This window comes from Hyphomonadaceae bacterium ML37, from assembly GCA_027627685.1.
In the GTDB taxonomy this organism is placed as follows: domain Bacteria; phylum Pseudomonadota; class Alphaproteobacteria; order Caulobacterales; family Maricaulaceae; genus Oceanicaulis.
Window position 1 is genome coordinate 269,491 of sequence record CP091241.1, and the last position, 21,498, is coordinate 290,988.

The 21,498-nt window shown below is 67.6% G+C and carries 23 protein-coding genes; 14 read left to right on the plus strand and 9 right to left on the minus strand.

The window, feature by feature from the left end; all coding sequences use genetic code 11:
- Positions 1 to 4 precede the first annotated feature (4 nt).
- A complete protein-coding gene (locus L2D01_01405) occupies positions 5 to 451 on the minus strand; it encodes a hypothetical protein (protein WBQ10441.1) in 447 nt (148 codons plus the stop codon).
- Between the two features lie 20 nt (positions 452 to 471).
- Positions 472 to 1,317, minus strand: a complete 846-nt coding sequence (locus L2D01_01410) for a PIG-L family deacetylase (protein ID WBQ10442.1) — start codon at positions 1,315 to 1,317, stop codon at positions 472 to 474.
- A gap of 129 nt (positions 1,318 to 1,446) precedes the next feature.
- On the opposite strand from L2D01_01410, the gene L2D01_01415 reads away from it, so the two are divergent.
- Positions 1,447 to 2,322, plus strand: a complete 876-nt coding sequence (locus L2D01_01415; protein WBQ10443.1) for a glycerophosphodiester phosphodiesterase — start codon at positions 1,447 to 1,449, stop codon at positions 2,320 to 2,322.
- 260 nt (positions 2,323 to 2,582) lie between these two features.
- Entirely contained in the window at positions 2,583 to 2,795 is a 213-nt protein-coding gene (locus tag L2D01_01420; GenBank protein WBQ10444.1) for a hypothetical protein, read from the plus strand.
- A 59-nt stretch (positions 2,796 to 2,854) separates the two neighbouring features.
- Here the strand turns inward: L2D01_01420 and L2D01_01425 are convergent, their stop codons facing one another.
- The 3 genes from L2D01_01425 to L2D01_01435 form a co-directional block, all read right to left on the minus strand.
- Positions 2,855 to 3,802, minus strand: a complete 948-nt coding sequence (locus L2D01_01425) for a tyrosine recombinase XerC (protein WBQ10445.1) — start codon at positions 3,800 to 3,802, stop codon at positions 2,855 to 2,857.
- Positions 3,787 to 4,482: a DUF484 family protein gene (locus tag L2D01_01430; protein WBQ10446.1), complete on the minus strand. Its 696-nt coding sequence runs from the start codon at positions 4,480 to 4,482 to the stop codon at positions 3,787 to 3,789. Before L2D01_01430 ends, L2D01_01425 begins: the two co-directional genes overlap by 16 nt.
- Before the next feature lie 126 nt (positions 4,483 to 4,608).
- Positions 4,609 to 6,810: a prolyl oligopeptidase family serine peptidase gene (locus L2D01_01435; GenBank protein WBQ10447.1), complete on the minus strand. Its 2,202-nt coding sequence runs from the start codon at positions 6,808 to 6,810 to the stop codon at positions 4,609 to 4,611.
- A 135-nt stretch (positions 6,811 to 6,945) separates the two neighbouring features.
- Here L2D01_01435 and dapF point away from each other — a divergent pair, with 135 nt between their 5' ends.
- Positions 6,946 to 7,785, plus strand: a complete 840-nt coding sequence (dapF, locus tag L2D01_01440; GenBank protein ID WBQ10448.1) for a diaminopimelate epimerase — start codon at positions 6,946 to 6,948, stop codon at positions 7,783 to 7,785.
- Here dapF and L2D01_01445 read toward each other — a convergent pair.
- The gene (locus L2D01_01445) at positions 7,782 to 8,300 is read right to left on the minus strand and encodes a GNAT family N-acetyltransferase (protein ID WBQ10449.1); all 519 of its coding nucleotides are present in this window, start codon (positions 8,298 to 8,300) and stop codon (positions 7,782 to 7,784) included. The genes dapF and L2D01_01445 overlap by 4 nt on opposite strands.
- A 220-nt stretch (positions 8,301 to 8,520) precedes the next feature.
- Here L2D01_01445 and rpoH point away from each other — a divergent pair, with 220 nt between their 5' ends.
- From rpoH to L2D01_01460, 3 genes are all read left to right on the plus strand, one after another.
- A complete protein-coding gene (gene rpoH / locus L2D01_01450) occupies positions 8,521 to 9,408 on the plus strand; it encodes an RNA polymerase sigma factor RpoH (protein ID WBQ10450.1) in 888 nt (295 codons plus the stop codon).
- 156 nt (positions 9,409 to 9,564) lie between these two features.
- Entirely contained in the window at positions 9,565 to 9,927 is a 363-nt protein-coding gene (locus L2D01_01455; GenBank protein ID WBQ10451.1) for a type II toxin-antitoxin system RelE/ParE family toxin, read from the plus strand.
- Positions 9,928 to 9,962: 35 nt separating this feature from the next.
- Positions 9,963 to 10,277, plus strand: a complete 315-nt coding sequence (locus L2D01_01460) for a transcriptional regulator (protein WBQ10452.1) — start codon at positions 9,963 to 9,965, stop codon at positions 10,275 to 10,277.
- A 15-nt stretch (positions 10,278 to 10,292) separates the two neighbouring features.
- On the opposite strand, the gene L2D01_01465 is transcribed toward L2D01_01460, so the two are convergent.
- Positions 10,293 to 10,997: a lysoplasmalogenase gene (locus tag L2D01_01465; GenBank protein WBQ10453.1), complete on the minus strand. Its 705-nt coding sequence runs from the start codon at positions 10,995 to 10,997 to the stop codon at positions 10,293 to 10,295.
- An 88-nt stretch (positions 10,998 to 11,085) separates the two neighbouring features.
- On the opposite strand from L2D01_01465, the gene L2D01_01470 reads away from it, so the two are divergent.
- Positions 11,086 to 12,087: a DUF481 domain-containing protein gene (locus tag L2D01_01470; GenBank protein WBQ10454.1), complete on the plus strand. Its 1,002-nt coding sequence runs from the start codon at positions 11,086 to 11,088 to the stop codon at positions 12,085 to 12,087.
- Here L2D01_01470 and L2D01_01475 read toward each other — a convergent pair.
- Positions 12,084 to 12,953: a 1-acyl-sn-glycerol-3-phosphate acyltransferase gene (locus L2D01_01475; GenBank protein WBQ10455.1), complete on the minus strand. Its 870-nt coding sequence runs from the start codon at positions 12,951 to 12,953 to the stop codon at positions 12,084 to 12,086. The genes L2D01_01470 and L2D01_01475 overlap by 4 nt on opposite strands.
- Positions 12,954 to 13,043: 90 nt before the next feature.
- Here L2D01_01475 and trmB point away from each other — a divergent pair, with 90 nt between their 5' ends.
- Positions 13,044 to 13,739, plus strand: a complete 696-nt coding sequence (gene trmB, locus L2D01_01480) for a tRNA (guanosine(46)-N7)-methyltransferase TrmB (GenBank protein ID WBQ10456.1) — start codon at positions 13,044 to 13,046, stop codon at positions 13,737 to 13,739.
- Here trmB and L2D01_01485 read toward each other — a convergent pair.
- Entirely contained in the window at positions 13,736 to 14,383 is a 648-nt protein-coding gene (locus tag L2D01_01485; protein WBQ10457.1) for a hypothetical protein, read from the minus strand. The two genes, trmB and L2D01_01485, sit on opposite strands and share 4 nt — an antisense overlap.
- A gap of 190 nt (positions 14,384 to 14,573) precedes the next feature.
- Here L2D01_01485 and rimP point away from each other — a divergent pair, with 190 nt between their 5' ends.
- From rimP to L2D01_01515, 6 genes are all read left to right on the plus strand, one after another.
- Positions 14,574 to 15,161, plus strand: a complete 588-nt coding sequence (gene rimP / locus L2D01_01490; protein WBQ10458.1) for a ribosome maturation factor RimP — start codon at positions 14,574 to 14,576, stop codon at positions 15,159 to 15,161.
- Positions 15,162 to 15,181: 20 nt separating this feature from the next.
- Positions 15,182 to 16,948 (plus strand): transcription termination factor NusA, encoded by a 1,767-nt coding sequence (gene nusA / locus L2D01_01495; GenBank protein WBQ10459.1) that lies wholly within the window; start codon positions 15,182 to 15,184, stop codon positions 16,946 to 16,948.
- Positions 16,945 to 17,574, plus strand: a complete 630-nt coding sequence (locus L2D01_01500; protein WBQ10460.1) for an RNA-binding protein — start codon at positions 16,945 to 16,947, stop codon at positions 17,572 to 17,574. The genes nusA and L2D01_01500 overlap by 4 nt, the downstream gene beginning before the upstream one ends.
- A 162-nt stretch (positions 17,575 to 17,736) precedes the next feature.
- A complete protein-coding gene (gene infB / locus L2D01_01505) occupies positions 17,737 to 20,340 on the plus strand; it encodes a translation initiation factor IF-2 (protein ID WBQ10461.1) in 2,604 nt (867 codons plus the stop codon).
- Positions 20,341 to 20,373: 33 nt separating this feature from the next.
- On the plus strand, positions 20,374 to 21,012 hold the full coding sequence (gene tsaB, locus L2D01_01510; protein ID WBQ10462.1) for a tRNA (adenosine(37)-N6)-threonylcarbamoyltransferase complex dimerization subunit type 1 TsaB: 639 nt from the start codon (positions 20,374 to 20,376) through the stop codon (positions 21,010 to 21,012).
- A complete protein-coding gene (locus L2D01_01515) occupies positions 21,009 to 21,446 on the plus strand; it encodes a GNAT family N-acetyltransferase (protein ID WBQ10463.1) in 438 nt (145 codons plus the stop codon). Before tsaB ends, L2D01_01515 begins: the two co-directional genes overlap by 4 nt.
- The last annotated feature ends 52 nt before the right edge of the window (positions 21,447 to 21,498 follow it).

The window sequence follows — 21,498 nt, forward strand, 5'->3', positions numbered from 1 at the left end:
CGCATCAGATCTCTTGCGGCTCGCCATGGGCGAACCGGGTTATCCGCCCGGCCCAGAGCCGGGCCGCATCCTCGTCCGCCAGCGTCAGATGGGCGTGCGGCAGCGTAAAGTCATCCATGATTATCACAAGGCGCGCGCCTTGCGCCTGCGCGCCGCGCACCTCGCCGGGCCTTAGCGCCCGCGACACGATGACATCGCCCCGGCTCAGCGCCAGCCCCAAACGCGCCCCGTCCGCTTCCATCACCAGGGCTGCGCGCTTGTCAGTGGCGACAACGCCTTCGGTTCCGGCGCGAAAGCCCAGCACGTCGCGCTCCAGCGCCTCGGCCCCGGTTTGCACGCTGTCAATTGTAGACGGGGCCCAGCCGCCCAGCACGGCGTTGAGCCCGATAATCAGCCCGACGGCGAGGGCCGAGCCTACCAGCACGCCGGCAAGGGTCACCAGATCACTCATGGCGCGTGATTGAACGGTGTTCACTCATGCTGCGCAAGTCCCGTTTGCCCGCCCGCCGGCGCCGGCGCGATGGCGTAGTATTCCTGCGTCCAGAGCCGGTGCAGTACGCCGGGCGGTAGGCCATAGGCTGCCTGCAGATAGCGCGACTGGCTGTGATGGGTGCGCCAGGCGCGGATTTTCGGCCCCGCCGGGGCGGGCACGGCGAAATCCGGTTCCGGCTGCAGCGCCGCCACATGCTGGCCGCGCGCGCCGCCAAACCGGCGCAGGGCCGGGCGCGGGGCGAGCACCTGCACCAACACCGGCGCGTCGTCGCCCTGCGCGGCCACGGCCGCCTGCGCCGCTGCGCCGATCACCATGTGATCGGGATGCAGCGACACGCCGCTGTCTGGATGGAAGCTGACCACCGCTGAAGGGCGTGTGCGCGCGATGGTGTCGGTCACCAGCGCCGTCAGGTCCACCAGCGGGCGGTATTCCAGCTGGCCATCACCCAGATCAAGCACAGCATGACTGGCCACGCCCAGCGCAAAGCCGTGCTTGCGCGCCTCCGCCTCGCGCACCACGCCCAGATGCGCCTGATCGACCACGGGCGGATACTGGGTCCCCGCCTCGCCGCGCGTGGCGGTGAACAAATGGACGGGCGCGCCCTCGGCCACGATGCGCGCCATCAGGGCGTTGGCGGTGATCTCGTCATCGGGATGAGCGAACACGAACAATACGCCCGCCTCGCCAAATTGATCCGTCACCGAGCCAAGGCGCGCCACGCCGGGCTCATTGAACAATGTCCGGCCCAGCATCAGCGCGCCGAAGGCCAGAGCGACCAGCACGGCCAAGGCGGCGCCCGCCAGCATCAATAACCTTGCGCGCATCGCCGGATCCCCTGGCCCCCTTGTCAGCGCCGCCAGACTGCCCTGTCATGACCGCGTCAACAAGCCGGTCCAGTCTTCCGGCTATCATGCGGGGACGCGTCCCCGAAACGCAGCCGAGGGGAGCTTGCCATGCGCTTTTTTCTGATCGTGATCGCCTTGATCGCACTGGCCTGGACGGGCGCCGCGCTGTGGCCGGCCCCTGCGCCGGTGAGCCATGCCTGGCTGGAGGCGCGCGTGGAGACCCGCGCCGAGCGCGTCGCCCATGGCGCCGGGCTCGGGCGCGCGCCGGCCAACACCCTCGAAGCCCTGGCCCAGGCGGTCGCCGATGGCGCCGATGTGCTGGAGGTCGATGCCCAGATGACCGCTGACGGCGTGCTGGTGCTGATCCATGACGATACGGTGGACCGCACGACTAACGGCTCGGGCCGGGTGGATGGGATGACCCTCGAGGGTATTACGGGCCTCGACGCGGCCTTCGGCTATGACGGCGACGCGCCGGACCGGTTCGCGGGACAGGGCGTGCGCGTCCCCACCCTTGCCGAGGCGCTGGCCGCCCACCCGGACATGCGCTGGATCGTGGAGATCAAACCGGACACAGAGGCCGCCGCGCTGGCCATGTGCGAAACGATCCGCGACGCCGGCATGGGCGAGCGCGTCATGGTCGGCTCCTTCCATGACAGCGCCATGAGCCATTTTCGCGAAGCCTGCCCTGAGGTCGCCGCCGGCATGGCGTCGAACGAGGCGCTGAGCTTCTACATCGCCGCCCGGCTGGGGCTTGCCAAATTTCACCCGACCCGCGCCCACGCCATGCAGATTCCACCGCGCGCCTCGGGCCTGGATGTCGCCCATCCGCGCCTGATCGAGGCGGCCCATGCGCGCGGCCTGGCGGTGCAGGTGTGGACGATCAATGACCCCGATGACATGGCCGCGCTCATAGAGCTGGGCGTGGACGGAATCATCACCGACCGGATCGATGTGATGGCGGGGGTGCAGGGCGCGGACTGAGCTCGAAACTGGCCCAGAAGGCCCAATATATTGTACAGTATACAGCGGAATTACCGGATCTTGTAGCGTCGGTTCGGCGCCTGAGTTTTGCCTTGATTCGCCGCAATCAGCGCCCTGTGTACGAACATAAGATATTGAAAAATAAATTATTCGTGCAGTATATGCACCGCGTCATAACTCCGTATACTGCTAAAAAACTTGACAGCGGCGGGCTCAGGTGACACTTTGGTGACATCAAAAGCCAGCCCATGGAGGGTGATATGCCACGACTGACTGCAATCCTTCTGATCGGCGCCTGGCTCGCATTCGCGGCGCTCGCCACCCGCTTCCTGACCCCTGAGGTCACGGGCGTGCTGGCGCTGGCGGGCATGGCGGCCACGGTCGCGGTTCTGGCCCTGTCGGGCCATGTCTCGCGTCCCGACCCGCTCTCGCTCAGCCTCACGGGCCGCCGCCCGTATTGGGAAATGCGCTGAATCCAGCCCGATCTGATCAATGAAAACGCCCGGAGCGCATCGCTCCGGGCGTTTTCATGTCAGGCGGAGCGCTTGCGCGCCCGCGGATGGGTGGCGGCGTGCAGGCGCGCCAGCGCGCCTGAATCCACATCGGCATAAATCTGTGTCGTGGACAGCGAGGCATGGCCCAGCAGGTCCTGGATCGCCCGCAAATCGCCGCCATGGGCCAATAAGTGCGTGGCGAACGCGTGGCGCAGGGCGTGGGGCGTCGCGCTGGACGGCAGGCCCAGGCGCGCGCGCAGCATCTCCATGGCCGCCTGCACCGCGCGCGGCCCCAGCGGCCCGCCGCGCACGGCCCGGAACAGCGCCGCCTTGCGTTCGATGGCGTGGGGGCACAGCGCCACATAGGCCGTGACTGCCTCGCGCACCTGGGGCAGGACCGGCACAATGCGCGTGCGCCCGCCCTTGCCGGTGACGCGCAAGGTTTGCGGTAAGGGGTGATCGGCGCCGGTCAAAGCAAGCGCCTCGGATATCCGCAAACCGCAGCCGTAGAGGATGGACAGGATGGCGGTGTCGCGCGCCGCGATCCAGGCTGGCGCGCCGGTTTCACCCGGCGCATCAATGAGGGCGCGCGCCGCTGTCTCGCTCACCGGGCGCGGCATGCGCCGGGGCGCCTTGGGCGCTTCGACCAGGGTGAGGGCCGGATTGTCCAGCCCCCAGCGCCGGCGTGCGTATTGGAAAAAGCTGCGCGCCGCCGACAGGCCGCGCTGCAGCGTGCGCGATCCGCAGCCCTCGCGCCGCCGCCCCGCCAGCCAGGCGCGCCAGTCGGCGGCCTCCAGCCGGGACAGGGCGTCCAGCGTGACCGGACCGCCCAGATGCCCGCTTAAAAACTCGAACAGGCCGCTGACATCGCGGGCATAGGCTTCGAGCGTGCGCGCCGCCAGCCGGCGCTCGCCGGACAGATGATCGAGCCAGGCGGTGATCGCCGCCGGCGCAGGCAGTTCGGGATGGGTCAGCCCGCCAGCCATGGCGATATCCGCCGCTCCAGCACACGCGCAAACACATGCAGCAGGTCCGCGCCCTGATCGGGCGTGAAGGCGCGCCCGTCGCGGGCGGCCAGGCACAGCACGGCCGGTTTGCGCGCCAGCTCCAGCCGCACCAACGCTTCCGAGCGCAGGCCCCTTGCCTGACCGTCATACAGCGCATCGGCAAAGCGGGCGTCCACCGGCCCGAGCTTTTCCGACTGCGAGCCGAGCAGCGCTTCAACGAGTTCCGGCGAGCATGGCCGGATGGCCTTGGCGCCGGGCAGCGGCGTGCAGCCTTCGATGAAAATCCGGATCACGTCGACGCTCAGCGCCCCGGCGGCGCGGCCGGCCAGCTTGTGGTCCAGCGCTTCGATGCTCTCAGCCTCCACCACCGCCAGTATCGCCGCATGGGTCTGGGCCTGGGCGGCGAGATTGGCCTTGGCCAGCGCGATCAGCGCCGCATTGGTGGCGCGCACGCGGGCAAGCTCGGCTTCCAGCTTGCGCCTTGCGTGGGCGGCGATGTCGATGACGCCGGACTGGGTGATGGCCTCGTTGACCCGGGCGAGCAATTCGGGATCGCGGGTGATCAGTTCGGGATGGGCGCGCAGATAATCGCGCAGCGCCGTGGCGTCTGCGAAGCTGGCGCCGGGGGCCGGAACGGGCGGAGGGGTGGAGTCAAACATGCGGGCGGCCCTCGGTGGCGGCGGTCAGTCGCGGACTATCAGGGGGCCAGCTTGCAACAGGGTTAATAACCCTGCCCGTCCGTCGCACGCGGGAGGCGCACATGGGACGGGCAGGGCCCGGACGATTTACGGCGCGGGCGCGCCATCCATCAGGGTCTGCATCAGGAACACATATTCCAGCGCCTGGCGGTTGGCCGCCTCGCGCAGATTGGCCGCCGCCGAATGGCCGCCTTCAATGTTCTCGTAGTACAGCATGTCATGGCCCAGCTGATCGAGCAGGAAGGCCAGCTTGCGCGCATGGCCGGGATGCACCCGGTCATCCTTGGTGGAGGTGAGGATGAAGATGGGCGGATAATCGCCGTCCTCGTCCACATTGTGCACCGGCGAAATCCCCCGCAGGAAGGCGCGCTCCTCCTCGTTCTCGTCGGGGAAGCCATACTCGTCCTGCCAGCTGGCGCCGGCCAGCAGCAGGTGGAAGCGCATCATGTCCAGCAGAGGCACCTGGCTGATCACTGCGCCCCACAGGTCGGGACGCTGGGTGTACATCACCCCGGTCAGCAGCCCGCCATTGGACCCGCCCATCACGCCCAGCTGCGGCGCGGTAGTTTCGCCTGTGGCGATCAGATCCTCCGCCACGGCGATCAGATCGTCAAAAATGCGCTGCCGGTTGGTGCGAAGGCCCGCCTGGTGCCAGGCCGGGCCGAACTCGCCGCCGCCACGGATATTGGCCAGAACATACGTGCCGCCATTTTCCAGCCAGAGCCGGCCGCGCACGCCCGAATAGGACGGCGACAGCGACACCTGGAACCCGCCATAGGCGTAGAGCAAGGTAGGCTGGGGCCCGGTGACGTCCTCGCGCCGGACGATGAAGTACGGGATCATGGTGCCGTCGGAGCTGCGCGCCTGGCGTTGCTCGACGATCATGCCCTCGGTATCGAACCAGGCCGGCGCCGACATGGCCGGCTCCAGCGTCCGTTCCGGCGTGACGCGATAGAGCGCCTCGGGATCGAGGAAGCCCGACACGTTCACATAGGCCAGATCGCTCTGGTCATCGGCGGTGACGATGGAGATGGTGGCGTTCTCCGGCGCCTCGATGGGCTGGCTGGTCCAGGCGCCGCCTTCATAGGTGAAGGCTTCCAGGCGGCTGACGACATTGTCGCTGATGACCATCAGAAGGTTATTGGCGGTGGCCGCCACCGACCCGACAGACTGGCGGGAATCGGGCACGAAAACGGTTCTCACCTCGGGCAGCTCACCTGACTGCGCCAGCGCGGCCATGTCGATGGACAGGGCGGCGCCCGCCGGGAAGGTCGGCCCGCCTTCAGCGGGCGTCCAGTCTTCCTCGGTGGTGAAGATCAGCTGGCCGCCGAACAGGGCCTGGGGCGTGGATTTGCGCGGCAGCGGCAGGGCGATGGGCTCGCCTGTCGCGCCCTCGGGCAGCAGCCAGTAGACGCCTTCAAAGAAGCTTTCGCGCTGGATGGCGACGAAATAGGCCGTGCCGTCCGCCTGCTCGAAGCGCGCGGGCCACACGCCCACATCGCTGCTGTCGCCCGTGAACACGACCTGCGCATCCTCGATGGGCGTGCCGCGCGTCCAGCGCTTGACCACAAAGGGATAGCCCGAGCTGGTGGTCTCGTCCGCCTCAAGGGCGGTGGCGATCAGCAGCGTGTCTTCGTCGATCCACGACACCGTGCCCTTGGTCTGGGGGATGACGAACCCGTCCTCGACGAAGGTTCGCGTCTGCGCGTCAAACTCGCGGCGCACCGCAGCGTCGGAGCCGCCGTCCGACAGGGTCAGGATGCACCGTTGATAGTCCGGGCTCAGGCAGGACGACCCGCCCCACACCCAGTTGGTCTCCTCGGCGTCAGCCAGCGCGTCCAGATCCAGCACCACATCCCATTCCGGCGCGCCGGTGGCGTAGCTCTCGACGCTGGTCTTGCGCCACAGGCCATGAATGTTCTGCGCGTCGCGCCAGAAATTCCACAGCTCGCCATTGCGCACGGCGACATAGGGAATGCGGTCGGTGCTTTCGAGCACTTCAATCGCCTGATCATAAAGCGTCTGGTAGCGCGGATCGGACTGCAACAGGCCCAGCGAGCGCTCGTTCTGCAGGCGCGCAAAGCCCAGCGCGTCCTCGCCCTCGACCTCTTCGAGCCATTCCAGATTCTCTTCGCCGGCCTGGATCGCCTGGTTGAGGGCGGAGACGCTGTGATCGGCCTCCTCGGCGGGCGCGGCGGGGTCCATCACATCGGCATCCTCTGAATTGGGCGAACACGCCGCCAGTGAGATCAGTGCAGCGGCAGTCAGGCTAAATCCCCAGCGGCGCATCGGGCAGTCTCCTTGGTTGAAAGGCGCGCGCATTCAACAGCGCCCGGCGCGCGGCGTCAAAGCCGTCCGCATTAAATTCTCACAAGGCGTCCGCCCGATTGCGTGTACAGGGGCAAGGGCGTAAAGCCTCGCCCCATGAAAGCCTGGGCAATGAACGGGGCGGGCAACGCCTTCATCCTGATCGACGCGCGCAACGGCGCCGCGCCGCTGGCCTTGGCGCGGGATGCAATCCTGGCGCTGGCGCAGGCCCATCCCTTCGACCAGTTGCTGGCGCTGGAGGCGGACGGGGAAGCCGACGCGCGCCTGCGCGTCTGGAACCGTGATGGCGGCGAGGTCGGCGCCTGCGGCAACGGGGCCCGCGCCGCCGCCTGGTTGATGTTTCAGGATTTGCCCGGCGATGGGCTGGAGATGAATTCGCTGGGCGGCCGCCTGAACGCGCGCCGCCTCGGCGATGGCGGGGCGGAGGTGGATCTGGGTCCGGCGCGTCTGGACTGGCGGGAGATCCCGCTGGCCCGCGCCATGGATACGGCGCGGATGGACTACGCGGTGGATCTGCCGGGCGGCGAGCGCCTCGACGGGCCCGGCGCGGTGTCCATGGGCAATCCTCATGTGGTGTTCTTCGTGGACGACCCCGACGCCTTGCCGCTGGACGCAATCGGGCCGGGCGTGGAGCACGATCCGCTGTTTCCCGAGCGCGTCAATGCCGGCTTCGCCCGGGTGCTGGAACCGGGCCTGATCCGCCTGCGGGTCTGGGAGCGCGGGGCGGGACTGACCAAGGCCTGTGGCACGGGCGCGGCGGCCGCCCTGGTGGCGGCCTCCCGGCAGCGGCGATCCGGGCGCGAGGCTGTGATCCGGGCCGATGGCGGCGATCTGCCTGTGCGCTGGACTGAGGACGGCCATGTACATCTGGCCGGCCCGGTGGAGCTGGAGCGGGAGATCGCCCTGCCGGACGGTTTTGGCGCTCCGCTGCGCTAGAGATCGCGCGCCATCACCCAGTCGCAATAGACCGCGCCGCCCACATCGAACTGGCGCTCGCCGACACTGTGGAAGCCGTGCGCCTTGTAGAAGCCGATGGCGCGCGCATTATTCTTGTACACGCCCAGCAGCATACGTTTGCAGTGTGTGGCGCGGGCATGGGCCAGGCCGGCCTGCAGCAGCATCAGCCCGAGCCCTGAGCGGTGCAGTTTCGACAGGACATAGATGCGCTTCATCTCGATATCGCCGGGGCGAGTCTCCACCGGCAGATCGGGCGGGGCGAGGTGGAGATAGCCGACCGGCGCCGCGCCGGGCGCGGCTTCAGCCAGCCACAGCGCGTGCTCAGGATCGGCCAGCGCGGCGGCGTAGATGTCTTGGGTCTGGCGCTGCGCGCAATGGCGCACAATGGCCGCGCCGTCCACCACGCCGGCATAGCTTTCCAGAAAGGTGGCCGCGCCCACAAGCGCCAGCGCGGCCTCGTCCCCGGGGACAGATTTGCGGATTGAAATGCTCATGCGCGCCGCGATAGTCCGGGTATGCCGGACAGGCAAGAGGGAATGTCCATCCCCGCTCTTAATTCCGGCGCGATTGTGTGTTGCATTGGGAACGCAGATGACCGCACACGGTTAAGACGCACTGTGAAGCTCTCGCATCGCGCGCATCGGCTTCCTACATGCAGGGTCGCGCGCCGGTCCAGCCAGCCTGCCGCGCCAATTGAGACCGGGGAGAATCGCCGTGGCCAATGCTTCCATGATCGCCATCACGCCCGAAGGCGGGCTGTCACGCTATCTCGCCGAAATCCGCAAGTTTCCCATGCTGGAGAAGGACGAGGAGTTCATGCTGGCCAAGCGCTGGCAGGAGCATCAGGACACCGAAGCGGCTCACCGCATGGTCACCTCGCACCTGCGCCTGGTGGCCAAGATCGCCATGGGCTATCGCGGCTATGGCCTGCCCATCGCCGAAGTGATCTCCGAAGGCAATGTGGGCCTGATGCAGGCGGTCAAGAAATTCGATCCCGACAAGGGCTTCCGCCTGTCCACCTACGCCATGTGGTGGGTGCGCGCGGCGATCCAAGAGTACATCCTGCGCTCCTGGTCGCTGGTGAAAATGGGCACCACCGCCGCCCAGAAGAAGCTGTTCTTCAATCTGCGCCGCATGAAAAGCCAGATGCAGGCGCTGGAAGAGGGCGATCTGAAACCCGAACAGGTCGAGCATATCGCCACCAAGCTGGGCGTCACCGACGCCGAGGTCATCTCCATGAACCGGCGCCTGTCCGGTCCCGACGCCTCGCTGAACGCGCCCATGCGCGCCGATGGCGAGAGCCAGTGGCAGGACTGGCTGGCCGACGACAATGCCGACAACGCCGAGGACGATCTGGTCGAGAGCGACGAGTTCGACACCCGCATGACGCTTCTTCAGGAAGCCATGGGCGGGCTCAATGAGCGCGAGCGCCATATCATACAGGAGCGCCGCCTGACCGAGGAGCCCCGGACGCTGGAAGAGCTGGCCGATGTCTACAAGGTCAGCCGCGAACGCATCCGCCAGATCGAGGTGCGCGCGTTCGAAAAACTCCAGACCGAGATGAAGCGCCTGGCCACTGAACGCGGGCTGATGCCGGCTTAGGCTGGTGAAGCCATTTTAAATGGCGCAATATTCCATCCATTATTGATTTTTCCAGTCCGGCGTGGCGTGATCGTGTGTGACGGTCACGTGCGCGACCTGATTTACATGGAGCGACCCCGAAATCTGCTTGCAAATTGGTAACGCATGGGGTACTAAATGATGCGTGAGGTGCAGCCCCGTTCCATCTCGGTCTACGAGGATCCGACCGGAGCCGCACCATTCGCGGCGTGGTTTGAGGAATTGGAGGCGCGTGCGGCGGCGCGGGTGACACGTGCGCTCAGCCGACTGGAGAGGGGTGTTGGCGATCTTGAACCGGTCGGTGCGGGCGTCAGCGAGCTTCGCATTGATTACCGTCCGGGCTACCGGGTCTATCTGGGGCAGGACGGCGCAAGGTTGGTCATCCTCCTGTGCGCAGGGACCAAGCAGCGTCAGCAAAAGGACATCCGGCGCGCGCACGATCTCTGGGCCGAATACAAGACCCGCAAGGCTGCAGGCGCGCAGGACGATCGGCGGCGATAGCAGACCGGATACTGGACATTTCTAGGGAGGCGGACATGCCCCTGACCCGTGATTTCAAAGCGACCATCCAGGCGCGCGCTGCGCGTGACCCGGAGTTTCGCGCTGCGCTTTATGCCGAGGCGCTCGATGCATTGCTGGAAGGCGATATCGACACCGCCAAATCCATGCTGCGCGATTATGTGAACGCGACAATCGGTTTCGAGCGCCTGGAAGCCGTGACTGGCACGCCGCGCAAAAGCCTGATGCGCATGCTCAGCGTCCAGGGCAATCCCAGGCTTGAAAGTCTCGGTCCGATTCTCAGGGCGCTGAATGGCGAGGCCGATGTGAAGCCGCAGGTTCGCGTCGCTTGATGTTGAAACCAGGCGCTATGCGCTCTCAGAGCGTTTCGCCCGCTTCATCCGCACAATCCCCACCGCCAGCGCCACCTGCGCGCCGTAATACAGGATCCAGATCAGCGCGGCGGGCCAGTCAAAGCCGTCCGGCTGCAGCGTTCCGCCAAACCACCGCGCCGCGATGATGGCGTCCGAGGCGATGAAGACCAGCGCGCCGATGACGATCAGGCGCGGACCCTTCACGAAGCCCGCCAGCATGGCCATGGCCAGGATGATGCCGAGATAGGCGCTGGCGGGGCCGGCGAGCTCGCCCATGCCCGGGCGCAGCCAGAGCAGCATCGCCACGCCGAACACCGCCAGTGCGGCGGCGATCGCCAGCCCTGCGCGCCGCCATCCGCCGCGCCAGATCGCCAGGGCGAAGATCGCGGCGTAGACGAGATGGGCGGCGGCGAAGAAGGCGATTCCGGCTTCGCGTTCCGGCGGGTTCAGCCCCAGCGCGAAATCGCCGCCCGCTGAAGCCAGCAGCGCCAGCGTCAGCAGCGGCGCGCGCGAAAACCCGGCATAGGCCGCCAGCAGCACGACGCTGAGGGCCTTGGTGATCACTAAAAGGCCGGAAGTGGACGCTGTGAACGTGTCCAACCCGAAATAGATCACCGAGGTGATCACCGAGACGGCGAGATAGACCGGTCCCGCCCAGTCCGGGATCAGCGGTTCGGTATCGGCGTAGCGGTCGGTCAAGGTCAGGCTCCCGGTTACGTTCACGGCTCTTAAAGGCTAGGAGGTTTTAACGCCCTTGAGAATCTGAAAACCACCCACGGTGACTGCTATGCCTGCCTCACTTGCAGCCCTCGCGCTCGCGTCCGCCCTCTCTGCAGCAGTGCTGGCGGACGAGACCCGCCTGCCCGACAGCCTGTCGGCCTTGCTCGCCGCCGCCTACGAGACCGGTGATCCGGAGGTGTTCGAGCAGGCGGTGCGCCTGATCTCCCTGACCCACGCCGCCGAAAGTGTCGCCGCCGCCGCGCGGGACCTGTCGGACGAGAGTGGGGCCCGGGCGCGCGCCGTGCTGGGGCTGGAAGTGATGGCGCCGGCGGCGCCGGCTGACGGCGTGCAGGCCGATCCGGTGATCGCTGAACCGGCTGAACCGGCCTCCCGGCGGGCCCGCGCGCTGGCATTTCTGGCCAATGGACGGCTGGAAAACTGGAGCGGCCGGGTGCGCGCGGGCCTGCGCCATGATTCCGGGAATGTAGACCGCAGTGACTACGCGCTGGGTCTGGAGGTCACGCGCGCTCTTGCCGGCTGGGGTTTTGAAGGCGCGATCGACTATAATTTTTCGCAGGTCGATGGCCGCACCGGGCGCGACGAGCTGATCACCCGGGCGCGCGGCGAGCGCGAACGCGGGGAGCGCTGGACGAACTTCCTGGACGCCCGCTATGAGCGCGACCGCCTGTCCGGCTTTGAGTGGAAGGCCTTCATGGGCGGCGGGGCCGGCTATCGCGTCTATGCGCGCGATGAGCTGTCCTGGACGCTGCGCGCGGCGCCGGGCGTGCGCCGCAGCCGTCTGGTCACGGGCGAGACCAACATGTTCGGCGCGCTGGACCTCGCCTCGGATTTTGAAGCCAGCCCGACCGACAGCCTGCGCCTCACCGCCAACACCAATCTCCTGCTGACCGATGGCGCGCAGGCCGACCAGACTTTGTCACTGGCCACGGCGCTGGGGGCGGTGTGGTCGCTGGAGCTGCGCTATCGCTACCGCCATCTGTTCGATCCCGAGCCGGGCTTCAGCCCGTCCGAAAGCCGGGCCGATTTCAGCCTCGTGCGGGAATTCTAGTCCGGGCCTTCCAATGATTTGACGTCAAGCGCACGCCCCCAGGCCAGCGCCTCGGTAACCATGCGCACATGGGCCGCCGCCGCGCCGTCGGTTCCGGGCAAAACGCGCGACGCCAGCGGATCGCCAAAGCGCAATCGATAGGTCTTGCCGCGCTGGGCCAGGAAAGCGTGAAACACCGTCATGTCGCGCAGCTCGGTGCTGATCTGTGACAGGGCATAATACAGAAGCGGCATGCGCTGGCGCACGCCCAGCGGCACGACCGGCGCGTCAAACCGGCGCGCCAGCGACACGAAGGCCGGCGCCCAGTCCGGTTCGGTCAGGGTCCACGCCCGCCAGTTCCAGCTCGCCATGCGTCCCGCCGGAAACACCACTACGCAGCGCCCGGCATTGAGCGCCTCCATGGCGGTGCGCAGCGTGTCGCGCGCGCTCGACCGGTCGCGCTCCTTCGTGCGCCATTCCACCGGGATCAGGCGCGGGGCCAGGCCCGGCGCTACGCGCAGCGCATCGCGATTGGCGAAGAAGATCATGTCTGGGCGGCGCGCGATCAGCGCCTGCCACACCGCCACCCCGTCAGGCACGCCGCCGGGATGGTTGGCAGCGATCATCACCGGGCCGGTGGCGGGCACCTGATCGAGACCGTGCACCTGGACTTTCAGCCGCAGATAATCCTGCGCCCAGGCGAACACGTCATCCGCGTCTCGCGCCTGCAGCGCGCGCGTCATCTCCACGGCGGTTTCATAGCCCAGCAGCGGAAAGCCCAAAGTGCGGGTGAGCGCCCACAGACGCGGTTTCGTGCGCAGCCGCGGCGCGCGCTCTGCGATCAGCGCGTCCACCACCGCGCGCGCCGGATCTAATGACATGTCCATGGGCCTATCACGTAGCCGCGCCGGGGCGGCGCGGGAAGAGCCGCGTGACGCGCTGGCCTCTCCGTCCGCGCCGCGCTAAACCCGCGCGCCATGAGCCCGACGCCCTCTGCCTCCTCCGACGCCGCCCCGCGCCGCCTCTATGGCCGCGCCAAGGGCCATCCTCTGTCCGCCCGCCAGCAGGCGCTGGTGGAGGGCCTCGGCGAGACGCTGACCTGGCCTGATGACGGCCCACTGGACCCGGCGGCGCTATTGCCCGGCTTCGAGCGCCATGTGCTGGAGATCGGCTTTGGCGCCGCCGAGCATCTGATCGGCCAGGCGCAGCGCGACCCGGAGGCCGGGTATCTTGGCATCGAGCCCTTCCTCAATGGCGTGGCCAAGGCGCTGGCGGGGATCGAGGATCACGCCCTCAAGAATGTGCGCGTGAAGCGCGCCGACGCCCGCAGCGAGATCGAGCGCATGCCCGACGGCGCGTTCGACCGCATCTATCTCCTCTTTCCCGATCCCTGGCCCAAATCGCGCCACGCCAAGCGGCGTTTCGTACAGGCCGACACCGCCCGTGCCCTCGCCCGCCTCATGAAGCCCGGCGGAACATTGCGCGTCGCCACCGATGTGCGCGCCTATGCCGACCACGCCCTGCCGATTCTGCTGGAGACGCCGGGACTCCACTGGCTCGGCGACGGCCCGGACAGCTGGCGCAACAACCCGTCCGACCACATCATCACCCGCTACCAGTCCAAGCATCTGGGCGATATCGACCCGGTGTTTATGGATTTTGAGCGGGCCTAACCGGCTCGGGCGGCGATGATCGAGGCTTCGCGGCGCCATTGCGCGCCGTCGCGCTGATAGACCGCGAACACCAGCGAGGCGGACGGCGGGCGCGAGATCGGGATCGGCGTGAAGGTGTAGGCCTCGGCCACCAGCACGCGCGCGCCATCGTCGAAATGGACGGGGCGGGAGATCGCCAGCGTCGCCGCCCCGGGAGGCGCGCCGGGATCAGGGTTCATCATCTGCTCTTCGGCCCAGCGCTGGAAGCCGCGGATATCGGCATTGAACGGGTCCGCTTGCGTCTCAATGCCGGGGCATTGGATGGGCCCCCCGGTCGTCAACCCGTCGTGAAACAGGTCGAGCTGGGCTTCCGTCAGGCTTTCGATCGCCGTCGCGAAATCCGGCGTGTAGCCCATGGCGAAGGTGGCGTCAGACCCGCTCTGCCTGCCCTCCTGGGTCAGCGTTTCCGCCAGGGCCGCCCGGTCCATGGGCAGGCTGAGCCAGGATGCGCTGACGGCGGCGCGCGTGTCGTCGGCGCTTGTGTTGCTGACAAAGGTCTCAACCCTCTCACCCATAAACATGCAGGCGGCCTCTGCAGGGGACGCTTGCACGGTGGCGGTCTGGCTTGCGGTGAGGCTGGCTGCGGCGAGCAAGGCTGTGAGCATTATGACCTCATGAATGTCTTCAACCTTATCGCCGGTTCGCGTGGACGCCGCAAGCGCCGCCCCGTTGCGCGCGCCGCTTCAAGCGCGTATAAGGCCTCCAACAAGTTCGATACGCCGGATGGCGTGTTCGGGCGGCTCGGGTAACCGGGCCGCCCTTTTCGTTAGCCCGGCCGACTTCAGGGAGCCTTGCTTGAGAACCCGCTCGCCCCAGGATGTGCGCATTCTAGAGCTTGCCGAACCCCTCGCCGAGGCGCTGGGGCTCGAGATCGTGCGCGTGCGCGTGATGGGCGGCAAGAAGACCACCTGCCAGATCATGACCGAGCGCCATGACGGCGATGTCAGCGTCGGCGATTGCGCGCGCCTGTCGCGGGCTTTGTCGGCGGTGCTGGAGGAAGTCGATCCCATCGCGGATGAATATGATCTGGAAGTCTCCTCGCCTGGCATTGACCGGCCGCTGACCACGCTGGCGCATTTTGCGCGCTGGGAAGGCTTTGAAGCCAAGCTGGAGCTGGACCGCCTGGTCGAGGGCCGCAAGCGCTATCGCGGCCTTCTGGCCGGGGTCGAGGACGAAGCCGTGCTGATCGATCTGGCCGGCGAAGAAGAGACGGCCGTCATCCCGTTCAACTGGATCAGCGACGCCAAGCTGGTGCTGACCGACGCGCTGCTGGCTGAAAGCCTCAAAGGGCGGGCATCGCCCCCTCAAGACTTTACCGGCGACGGCGCCGGTGACGACGATATTGGCGAGCAGGACGGCGCCAGGCCGGCCTCGGACGATTAACCGACAGAAGGAAGACACACATGGCCATCGGGGTCAGCGCCAACAAGCTGGAAATCCTGCAGATCGCCCGCGCGGTCGCCCAGGAAAAGATGATCGACGAGAAGATCGTCCTGGGCGCCATTGAAGAGGCGATCCAGAAGGCGGCGCGCTCGCGCTATGGCGCCGAGCTGGATATCCATTGCAAGATCAACTCCAAGACCGGCGAGATGCGACTGACCAGCCGCACCACGGTGGTGGAGGAAGTCGAGAACGAATCCCACGAGATCACGCTGGAGGACGCCCGCAAGCGCGATCCCAAGGCCGAGATCGGGACCGTGTTCGAAGAAGAGCTGCCCCCGATCGAGTTCGGCCGCGTCGCCTCCCAGACCGCCAAGCAGGTGATCACCCAGAAGGTCCGCGAAGCCGAGCGCGAGCGCCAGTACGAAGAGTACAAGGACCGCGTGGGCGAGGTCATCAACGGCATCGTCAAGCGCGTCGAATACGGCAATGTCATCGTGGATCTGGGCAAGGCCGAAGGCATTATCCGCCGCGCCGACGGCATTCCGCGCGAAGCGCTCCAGAACAATGACCGTGTGCGCGCCTATATCTATGATGTGCGCCCCGAAGTGCGCGGACCCCAGATCTTCCTGTCGCGCGCCCACAACGACTTCATGGCCGCCCTGTTCGCCCAGGAAGTGCCGGAAGTCTATGAAGGCGTCATCGAGATTCCGCGCGTGGCGCGCGATCCGGGCAGCCGGGCCAAGATCGCGGTGATCTCCAATGACAGCTCCATCGATCCGGTGGGCGCTTGCGTCGGCATGCGCGGCAGCCGGGTCCAGGCTGTGGTCAACGAACTGGCGGGCGAAAAGATCGACATCATCCCGTTCAACCCGGATCCGGCGACTTTCATCGTCAACGCGCTGCAGCCTGCCGAGGTCTCCAAGGTCGTGCTCGATGAGGAAAACCAGCGCATTGAAGTGGTGGTGCCCGACGATCAGCTCTCGCTGGCCATCGGCCGGCGCGGCCAGAACGTGCGTCTGGCCAGCCAGCTGACCGGCTGGTCCATCGACATCCTCACCGAGGTCGAGGAATCCGAGCGCCGTCAGAAAGAATTCGCCACCCGCACCGCCCTGTTCATCGAAGGGCTGGATGTGGACGAGGTGATCGCCCAGCTGCTGGCCACCGAAGGCTTCGGCGATATGGAAGACATCGCCTATGTCGATCTCGACGAGATCGCCGTGATCGAGGGCTTCGACGACGCCACCGCGTCGGAAATCCAGACGCGCGCGCGCGAATGGCTCGACCGCCAGGCCGCCGAGCAGGACGCCCGCCGCGTCGAGCTGGGCGTGGAAGACGAGCTTTTGGAGATCGAAGGCATCACCCTGCCGCTGGCCGTGCGTCTGGGCGAGAATGACGTGAAAAACGTCGAAGACCTCGCCGGCCTGACGCCGGACGATCTTCGCGGCTGGTACGAGACCCGTGATGGCGAGCGCGTGCGCGAGCCGGGCTTCCTGGACGGCATGGAGGTCGACGCGGCCGAGGCCGAGGCGCTGATCATGCGCGCCCGGGTCGCGGCGGGCTGGATCGAGGCCGATGCGCTCGAGCCGGAAGCCGAAGAGGTTGAAGACGGCGCTGACGAGGACGCCGAGGTGACCAATGCAGAGCTTGACGATCTGGATCTGTCCGATCTCGAAGCCGAGGCTGCGCGCCTGGGCGTCGATCTGAACGAGCTGCTCGGCGAAGACGCCGGCGCAGAGGCCAGCGATGAAGACGAAGCAGACGGCGAGGAGGACGACGCCAAATCGTGAGCCGCGGAGCGCGCACAAGCCGGGTCAAGGCGGTGCGCGAGCGCCGCTGCGCCGTCACTGGCGAGGTGCTCGGCGACGCGGTCCTCTTGCGCGTCGCGCTCTCGCCCGATGGGCAGGTGGTGCCGGATGTCTCCGCCCGCCTGCCCGGTCGGGGCGCCTGGGTGAAGGCCGACCGCGCCACGCTGGAGCAGGCGGCCAAACGCAAGGCGTTTCATCGCGCCTTCGGCGAGCCGGTGGAGGTCCCGGCGGACCTGGCGGCCCAGTTCGAGGCGCAGCTGGAAGCGCGCGCCCTGTCAGCGCTCGGTCTCGCGCGGCGTGCGGGACGGCTCGCAATGGGGTATGATGCGGTCCGTCTGGGCCTGCAGAAGGGTCCCGATCCGGCGCTGCGCATCGAGGCGAGCGACGGCGCGGCGGACGGGCGCGGCAAGCTGGATGCGCTGGCGCGCGCCGCGAGGCCGGAGCTGGCGACCGTGTCATGCTTCAGCGCCGAGGCGCTGGGCGCGGCGCTGGGACGATCCGGCGTGGTGCATCTGCTTCTGGCCCAGGGGCCCGAAGCGCAAAGTTTCAAAGGCCTGGTCAGCAAGCTGGCCGGCTTTCGCGACCTCGATCCGGCCGCGCGCGCCTAGAGGCGCACAGGACGGTTGATCCGCCGGGCGAGGCGGCTAGTTTAGCGGGCCTTCGGGCGGGGCGCAGGGCGCGCTCCTACGGGCGGCCCATTTTGCATATGACGGCGGACAGCACGCGGCGGCTGGCGCCGCCCCACACGGACTGCCGCGGCAAGGACGCTTATGAGCGACGCTGACGAACGCAACACCTCGGGCCGTAAACCCCTCTCCCTCGGTGGAGGCTCAACACCGTCCGGGACGGTGCGACAGAGCTTTCCGCGCGGGCGCCAGAAGGCCGTGGTGGTCGAGAAGAAGCGCAAACGCACAGGCACGCCTGGCGCCCCCGGCGCCAAGGATGCGCCCGCCCCGGCTGCGCATGGCAAACCGGGCATGTCCGACAAGGACCGCACCCGCGCCCTGATCGCGGCCAAGGCCAAGCAGATGGGCCTGTCCGAAGAAGAGCTGCTCAAGCGCCAGGCCGCCATCCAGCGCGCCCGGGCCGAAGCCGAACAGCGCGACGCCCAGAAACGCACCGAGGAAGCTGAACGCACCCAGCGCCAGGACAGCGAGATGCGCGCGCTGGAAGAATCCCGCGAGCGCGAGGAAGCCGAGCGCGTGGCGCGCGAAAACGCCGCCAAGCGGCGCGACGCCGCGCCTGAAGCGGCCCCCGTCGAAGACACATCCGGCGCCGTGGTCGATCCGGCGGACATGCCGGTCGAGCCTTCGGGCAAGCCGCAGCGCAAGGCGGACAAGACCGACAAGGCGCGTGAGCGCGGCGAACCCGAAGACGACGGCGACATGCTGCGCAAGCTGGGCGGCCGGGTCAAAGAGAAGAAGGTCGAGCCTGCCGACAAGACCAGTTCGGGCCGCGCAGGGCGCGATTCCCGGCGTCACACCGGCAAGCTGACCATCCAGAATCTGGTGGAGGACGATGAGGGCCGTCAGCGCTCGCTTGCCTCCATGCGCCGGGCCCGCGAACGCGAAAAGATGCGCCGGTCGCAGCTGGGACAGGGCCGCGACAAGGTCGCGCGCGAAGTGGTGGTGCCCGAGGCGATCACCATTCAGGACCTCGCCCAGCGTATGGCCGAGCGCGCCGCCGATGTGGTGAAATATCTCATGACCCAGGGCCAGATGCTCCGGGCCAATGACGTGATTGACGCCGACACCGCTGAACTGATCGTCGAGGAATTCGGCCACACGGTGAAGCGCGTGTCGGAATCCGACGTGGAGGTGGGCTTCATTTCCAAGGATGATGATGACGGCGCCAAGAAATCGCGCCCGCCTGTGGTCACGGTCATGGGCCATGTGGACCATGGCAAGACCTCGCTGCTGGACGCGCTGCGCCAGACCGACGTCGCTGCGGGCGAGGCCGGGGGCATCACCCAGCATATCGGCGCCTATCAGGTTCAGCTCAAAGGCGGCGAGCGCATCACCTTCCTCGACACGCCCGGTCACGCGGCGTTCTCCTCGATGCGCGCGCGCGGCGCCCAGGCCACCGATATTGTGATCCTGGTGGTGGCCGCCGATGACGGCGTCATGCCGCAGACCATCGAGGCCATCAAGCACGCCAAGGCGGCCAATGTCCCGATCATCGTGGCGGTCAACAAGATCGACAAGCCCGACGCCAATGCGGACAAGGTCCTGCAGGAATTGCTGCAGCACGAAGTCTTCGTGGAATCCATGGGCGGCGATGTGCAGGCCGTCAGCGTTTCGGCGCTCAAGAAAATGGGCCTGGACGAGCTGACCGAGGCGATCAACCTGCAGGCCGAGTTGCTGGAGCTGAAAGCCAATCCGGACCGCTCCGCCGAAGGCGTGGTGATCGAGTCCCAGATCGACAAGGGCCGCGGCCCCGTCGCCACGGTTCTGGTCAAGCGTGGCACGCTCAAGCGCGGCGAGATCGTCGTGGCGGGCGCCCAGTGGGGCAAGGTGCGCGCGCTGAACAATGAGCGCGGCCAGCAAATGGCTGAAGCCGGCCCGTCCCTGCCGGCCGAGATCCTCGGTCTGGACGGCGCGCCGGAGCCTGGTGAAGTGTTCGCCGTGGTCGAAAACGAAGCGCGTGCTCGTGAGCTGGTGGACTATCGCCAGCGCATGATGCGCGACCGTTCGGCGGCCTCGCGCACCAGCAAGGGCGCCTCGCTCGAGCAGATGATGGCGCGCCTGCAGCAGTCCGAAGTCGCCGAGCTGGCGGTTCTGGTCAAAGCCGACGTGCAGGGCTCGGCCGAAGCGGTCAGCGGCGCCATGGAGAAGCTGGGTAATGAGGAGGTGCGCGCACGCGTCATCCACTCCGCCCCCGGCGGGGTGTCGGAAAGCGATGTGCTGCTCGCAGCGGCCTCGAACGCGCCGATCCTGGCCTTCAACGTGCGCGCCAACAAACAGGCGCGCGAGTTGGCCGAGCGCGAAGGCGTGGAGATCCGCTATTACTCGGTGATCTACAACCTGCTCGACGATGTGAAAGCGGCGCTCGAGGGCCTGCTGACGCCCGGACAGCGCGAGACCTTCATCGGTTATGCCGAGATCAAGGAAGTCTTCTCCATCACCCGGGTCGGCAAGGTCGCCGGTTGCCGCGTCACCGAAGGCGTGGTCAAGCGCGGCTGCGGCGTGCGCCTTCTGCGCGACGACACCGTGCTGCACGAGGGCAAGCTGTCCACGCTCAAGCGCTTCAAGGACGAAGTGGCCGAAGTGCGCGCGGGCGTGGAATGCGGCATGGCGTTCGAGAAATATGAGGACATCCAGGTGGGCGACCTCATCGAATGCTTCCAGGTCGAGGAGTTCAAGCGTTCGCTCTAGGGCGGACGCTGTCTCCCGCATACGGAGGCCGCGATGACCGCGCCGGTTCTGGTCATCGACACGGCGGGCCCCTGGTGCGCCTGCGCACTGGAAATGGACGGTATCGTTCTGGTCCGCGCGCAGGACATTGGCCGCGGCCATGCCGAAGTGCTGGCGCCCTGGGTCTCGGCGCTGCTGGACGAGGCGGGCTGCCGCCCGCGTGATCTGCAACGCATTGGCGTGAATGTGGGACCGGGCGGTTTCGCCGGCGTGCGCGTGGGCGTGGCCTTCGCGCGCGGTCTCTCGCTGGCCTGCGGCGCGCAGGCTGTGGGGATCGGCGCTCTGGACGCGTGGGCTTTGCATGCCGATCCGGACCGCATCGCCGAAGTGCTCAGCGTCCATGACGCCCGGCGCGGCGAGCTGATCTGGCGCTGGTTCCGCAGGGGCGCGCCGTCGGGTGACCTCGAGCGCGGCGATGTCGACGCCGCGCGCGCTGCACTCGCTGCTGTGCCCGGCGCCCGTCTGGCCGGCTCCGGCGCCGGGCTGCTCGGCGGCCCTGACTTCGACCCCGAACCCCCGCTTTCCGCCCTCCTGACCCTCACCCGTGCCGCGCCTGATGATACCCCTTCGCCCGCCCCGGTCTATGCGCGCGCGCCCGATGCCAAGCTGGCAGGCGGGGTGGACCCCGCATGAGCATCCAGATCAGCACCTGCGGACCCGGCGCCGAGGCGCTGCTGGCGGCCTTGCACGAACGCTGCTTTGACGATTGCTGGAACGAGGCGGAGATGACCGGCCTCCTGACCAGTCCCGGCGTCAGTGCTTTGGTCCTTGAAGAGGACGGCGAACCGGCGGGCCTCGCCGTCATCCGGGTGGTGCTGGACGAGGCGGAATTGCTCACCCTGGGCGTGCTGCCCGGCCGGCGCGCCCGCGGCCATGGATTGACCTTGCTGAACGCCGCCGAAGCCGCCGCCCGCCAGGCCGGCGCCGCGCGCCTGTTTCTGGAGGTGTCACACGTGAACGCGCCCGCCGCCGGGCTGTACACGCGCGCCGGGTACCGCCAGGTCGGCCGGCGCACGCGCTATTACCGGGACGGAACAGACGCGCGCGTTCTGACGCGGGAGCTGTAATAACCCCAGTCCCTTTGCGTATGGACAGGCTGCAAGGGCGAAGCGTATCAAG

Bases quoted from the DNA above. Each gene is read 5' to 3' on its own strand.
- L2D01_01485 (WBQ10457.1), bottom strand. From the start codon at position 14,383: ATGCTCACAGCCTTGCTCGCCGCAGCCAGCCTCACCGCAAGCCAGACC.
- L2D01_01470 (WBQ10454.1), top strand. From the start codon at position 11,086: ATGCCTGCCTCACTTGCAGCCCTCGCGCTCGCGTCCGCCCTCTCTGCA.
- L2D01_01425 (WBQ10445.1), bottom strand. From the start codon at position 3,802: ATGGCTGGCGGGCTGACCCATCCCGAACTGCCTGCGCCGGCGGCGATC.
- L2D01_01445 (WBQ10449.1), bottom strand. From the start codon at position 8,300: ATGAGCATTTCAATCCGCAAATCTGTCCCCGGGGACGAGGCCGCGCTG.
- tsaB (WBQ10462.1), top strand. From the start codon at position 20,374: ATGACCGCGCCGGTTCTGGTCATCGACACGGCGGGCCCCTGGTGCGCC.
- L2D01_01405 (WBQ10441.1), bottom strand. From the start codon at position 451: ATGAGTGATCTGGTGACCCTTGCCGGCGTGCTGGTAGGCTCGGCCCTC.
- L2D01_01435 (WBQ10447.1), bottom strand. From the start codon at position 6,810: ATGCGCCGCTGGGGATTTAGCCTGACTGCCGCTGCACTGATCTCACTG.
- L2D01_01515 (WBQ10463.1), top strand. From the start codon at position 21,009: ATGAGCATCCAGATCAGCACCTGCGGACCCGGCGCCGAGGCGCTGCTG.
- L2D01_01410 (WBQ10442.1), bottom strand. From the start codon at position 1,317: ATGCGCGCAAGGTTATTGATGCTGGCGGGCGCCGCCTTGGCCGTGCTG.
- L2D01_01430 (WBQ10446.1), bottom strand. From the start codon at position 4,482: ATGTTTGACTCCACCCCTCCGCCCGTTCCGGCCCCCGGCGCCAGCTTC.
- dapF (WBQ10448.1), top strand. From the start codon at position 6,946: ATGAAAGCCTGGGCAATGAACGGGGCGGGCAACGCCTTCATCCTGATC.
- L2D01_01415 (WBQ10443.1), top strand. From the start codon at position 1,447: ATGCGCTTTTTTCTGATCGTGATCGCCTTGATCGCACTGGCCTGGACG.
- L2D01_01420 (WBQ10444.1), top strand. From the start codon at position 2,583: ATGCCACGACTGACTGCAATCCTTCTGATCGGCGCCTGGCTCGCATTC.
- infB (WBQ10461.1), top strand. From the start codon at position 17,737: ATGAGCGACGCTGACGAACGCAACACCTCGGGCCGTAAACCCCTCTCC.
- trmB (WBQ10456.1), top strand. From the start codon at position 13,044: ATGAGCCCGACGCCCTCTGCCTCCTCCGACGCCGCCCCGCGCCGCCTC.
- L2D01_01475 (WBQ10455.1), bottom strand. From the start codon at position 12,953: ATGGACATGTCATTAGATCCGGCGCGCGCGGTGGTGGACGCGCTGATC.
- nusA (WBQ10459.1), top strand. From the start codon at position 15,182: ATGGCCATCGGGGTCAGCGCCAACAAGCTGGAAATCCTGCAGATCGCC.
- L2D01_01455 (WBQ10451.1), top strand. From the start codon at position 9,565: ATGATGCGTGAGGTGCAGCCCCGTTCCATCTCGGTCTACGAGGATCCG.
- L2D01_01460 (WBQ10452.1), top strand. From the start codon at position 9,963: ATGCCCCTGACCCGTGATTTCAAAGCGACCATCCAGGCGCGCGCTGCG.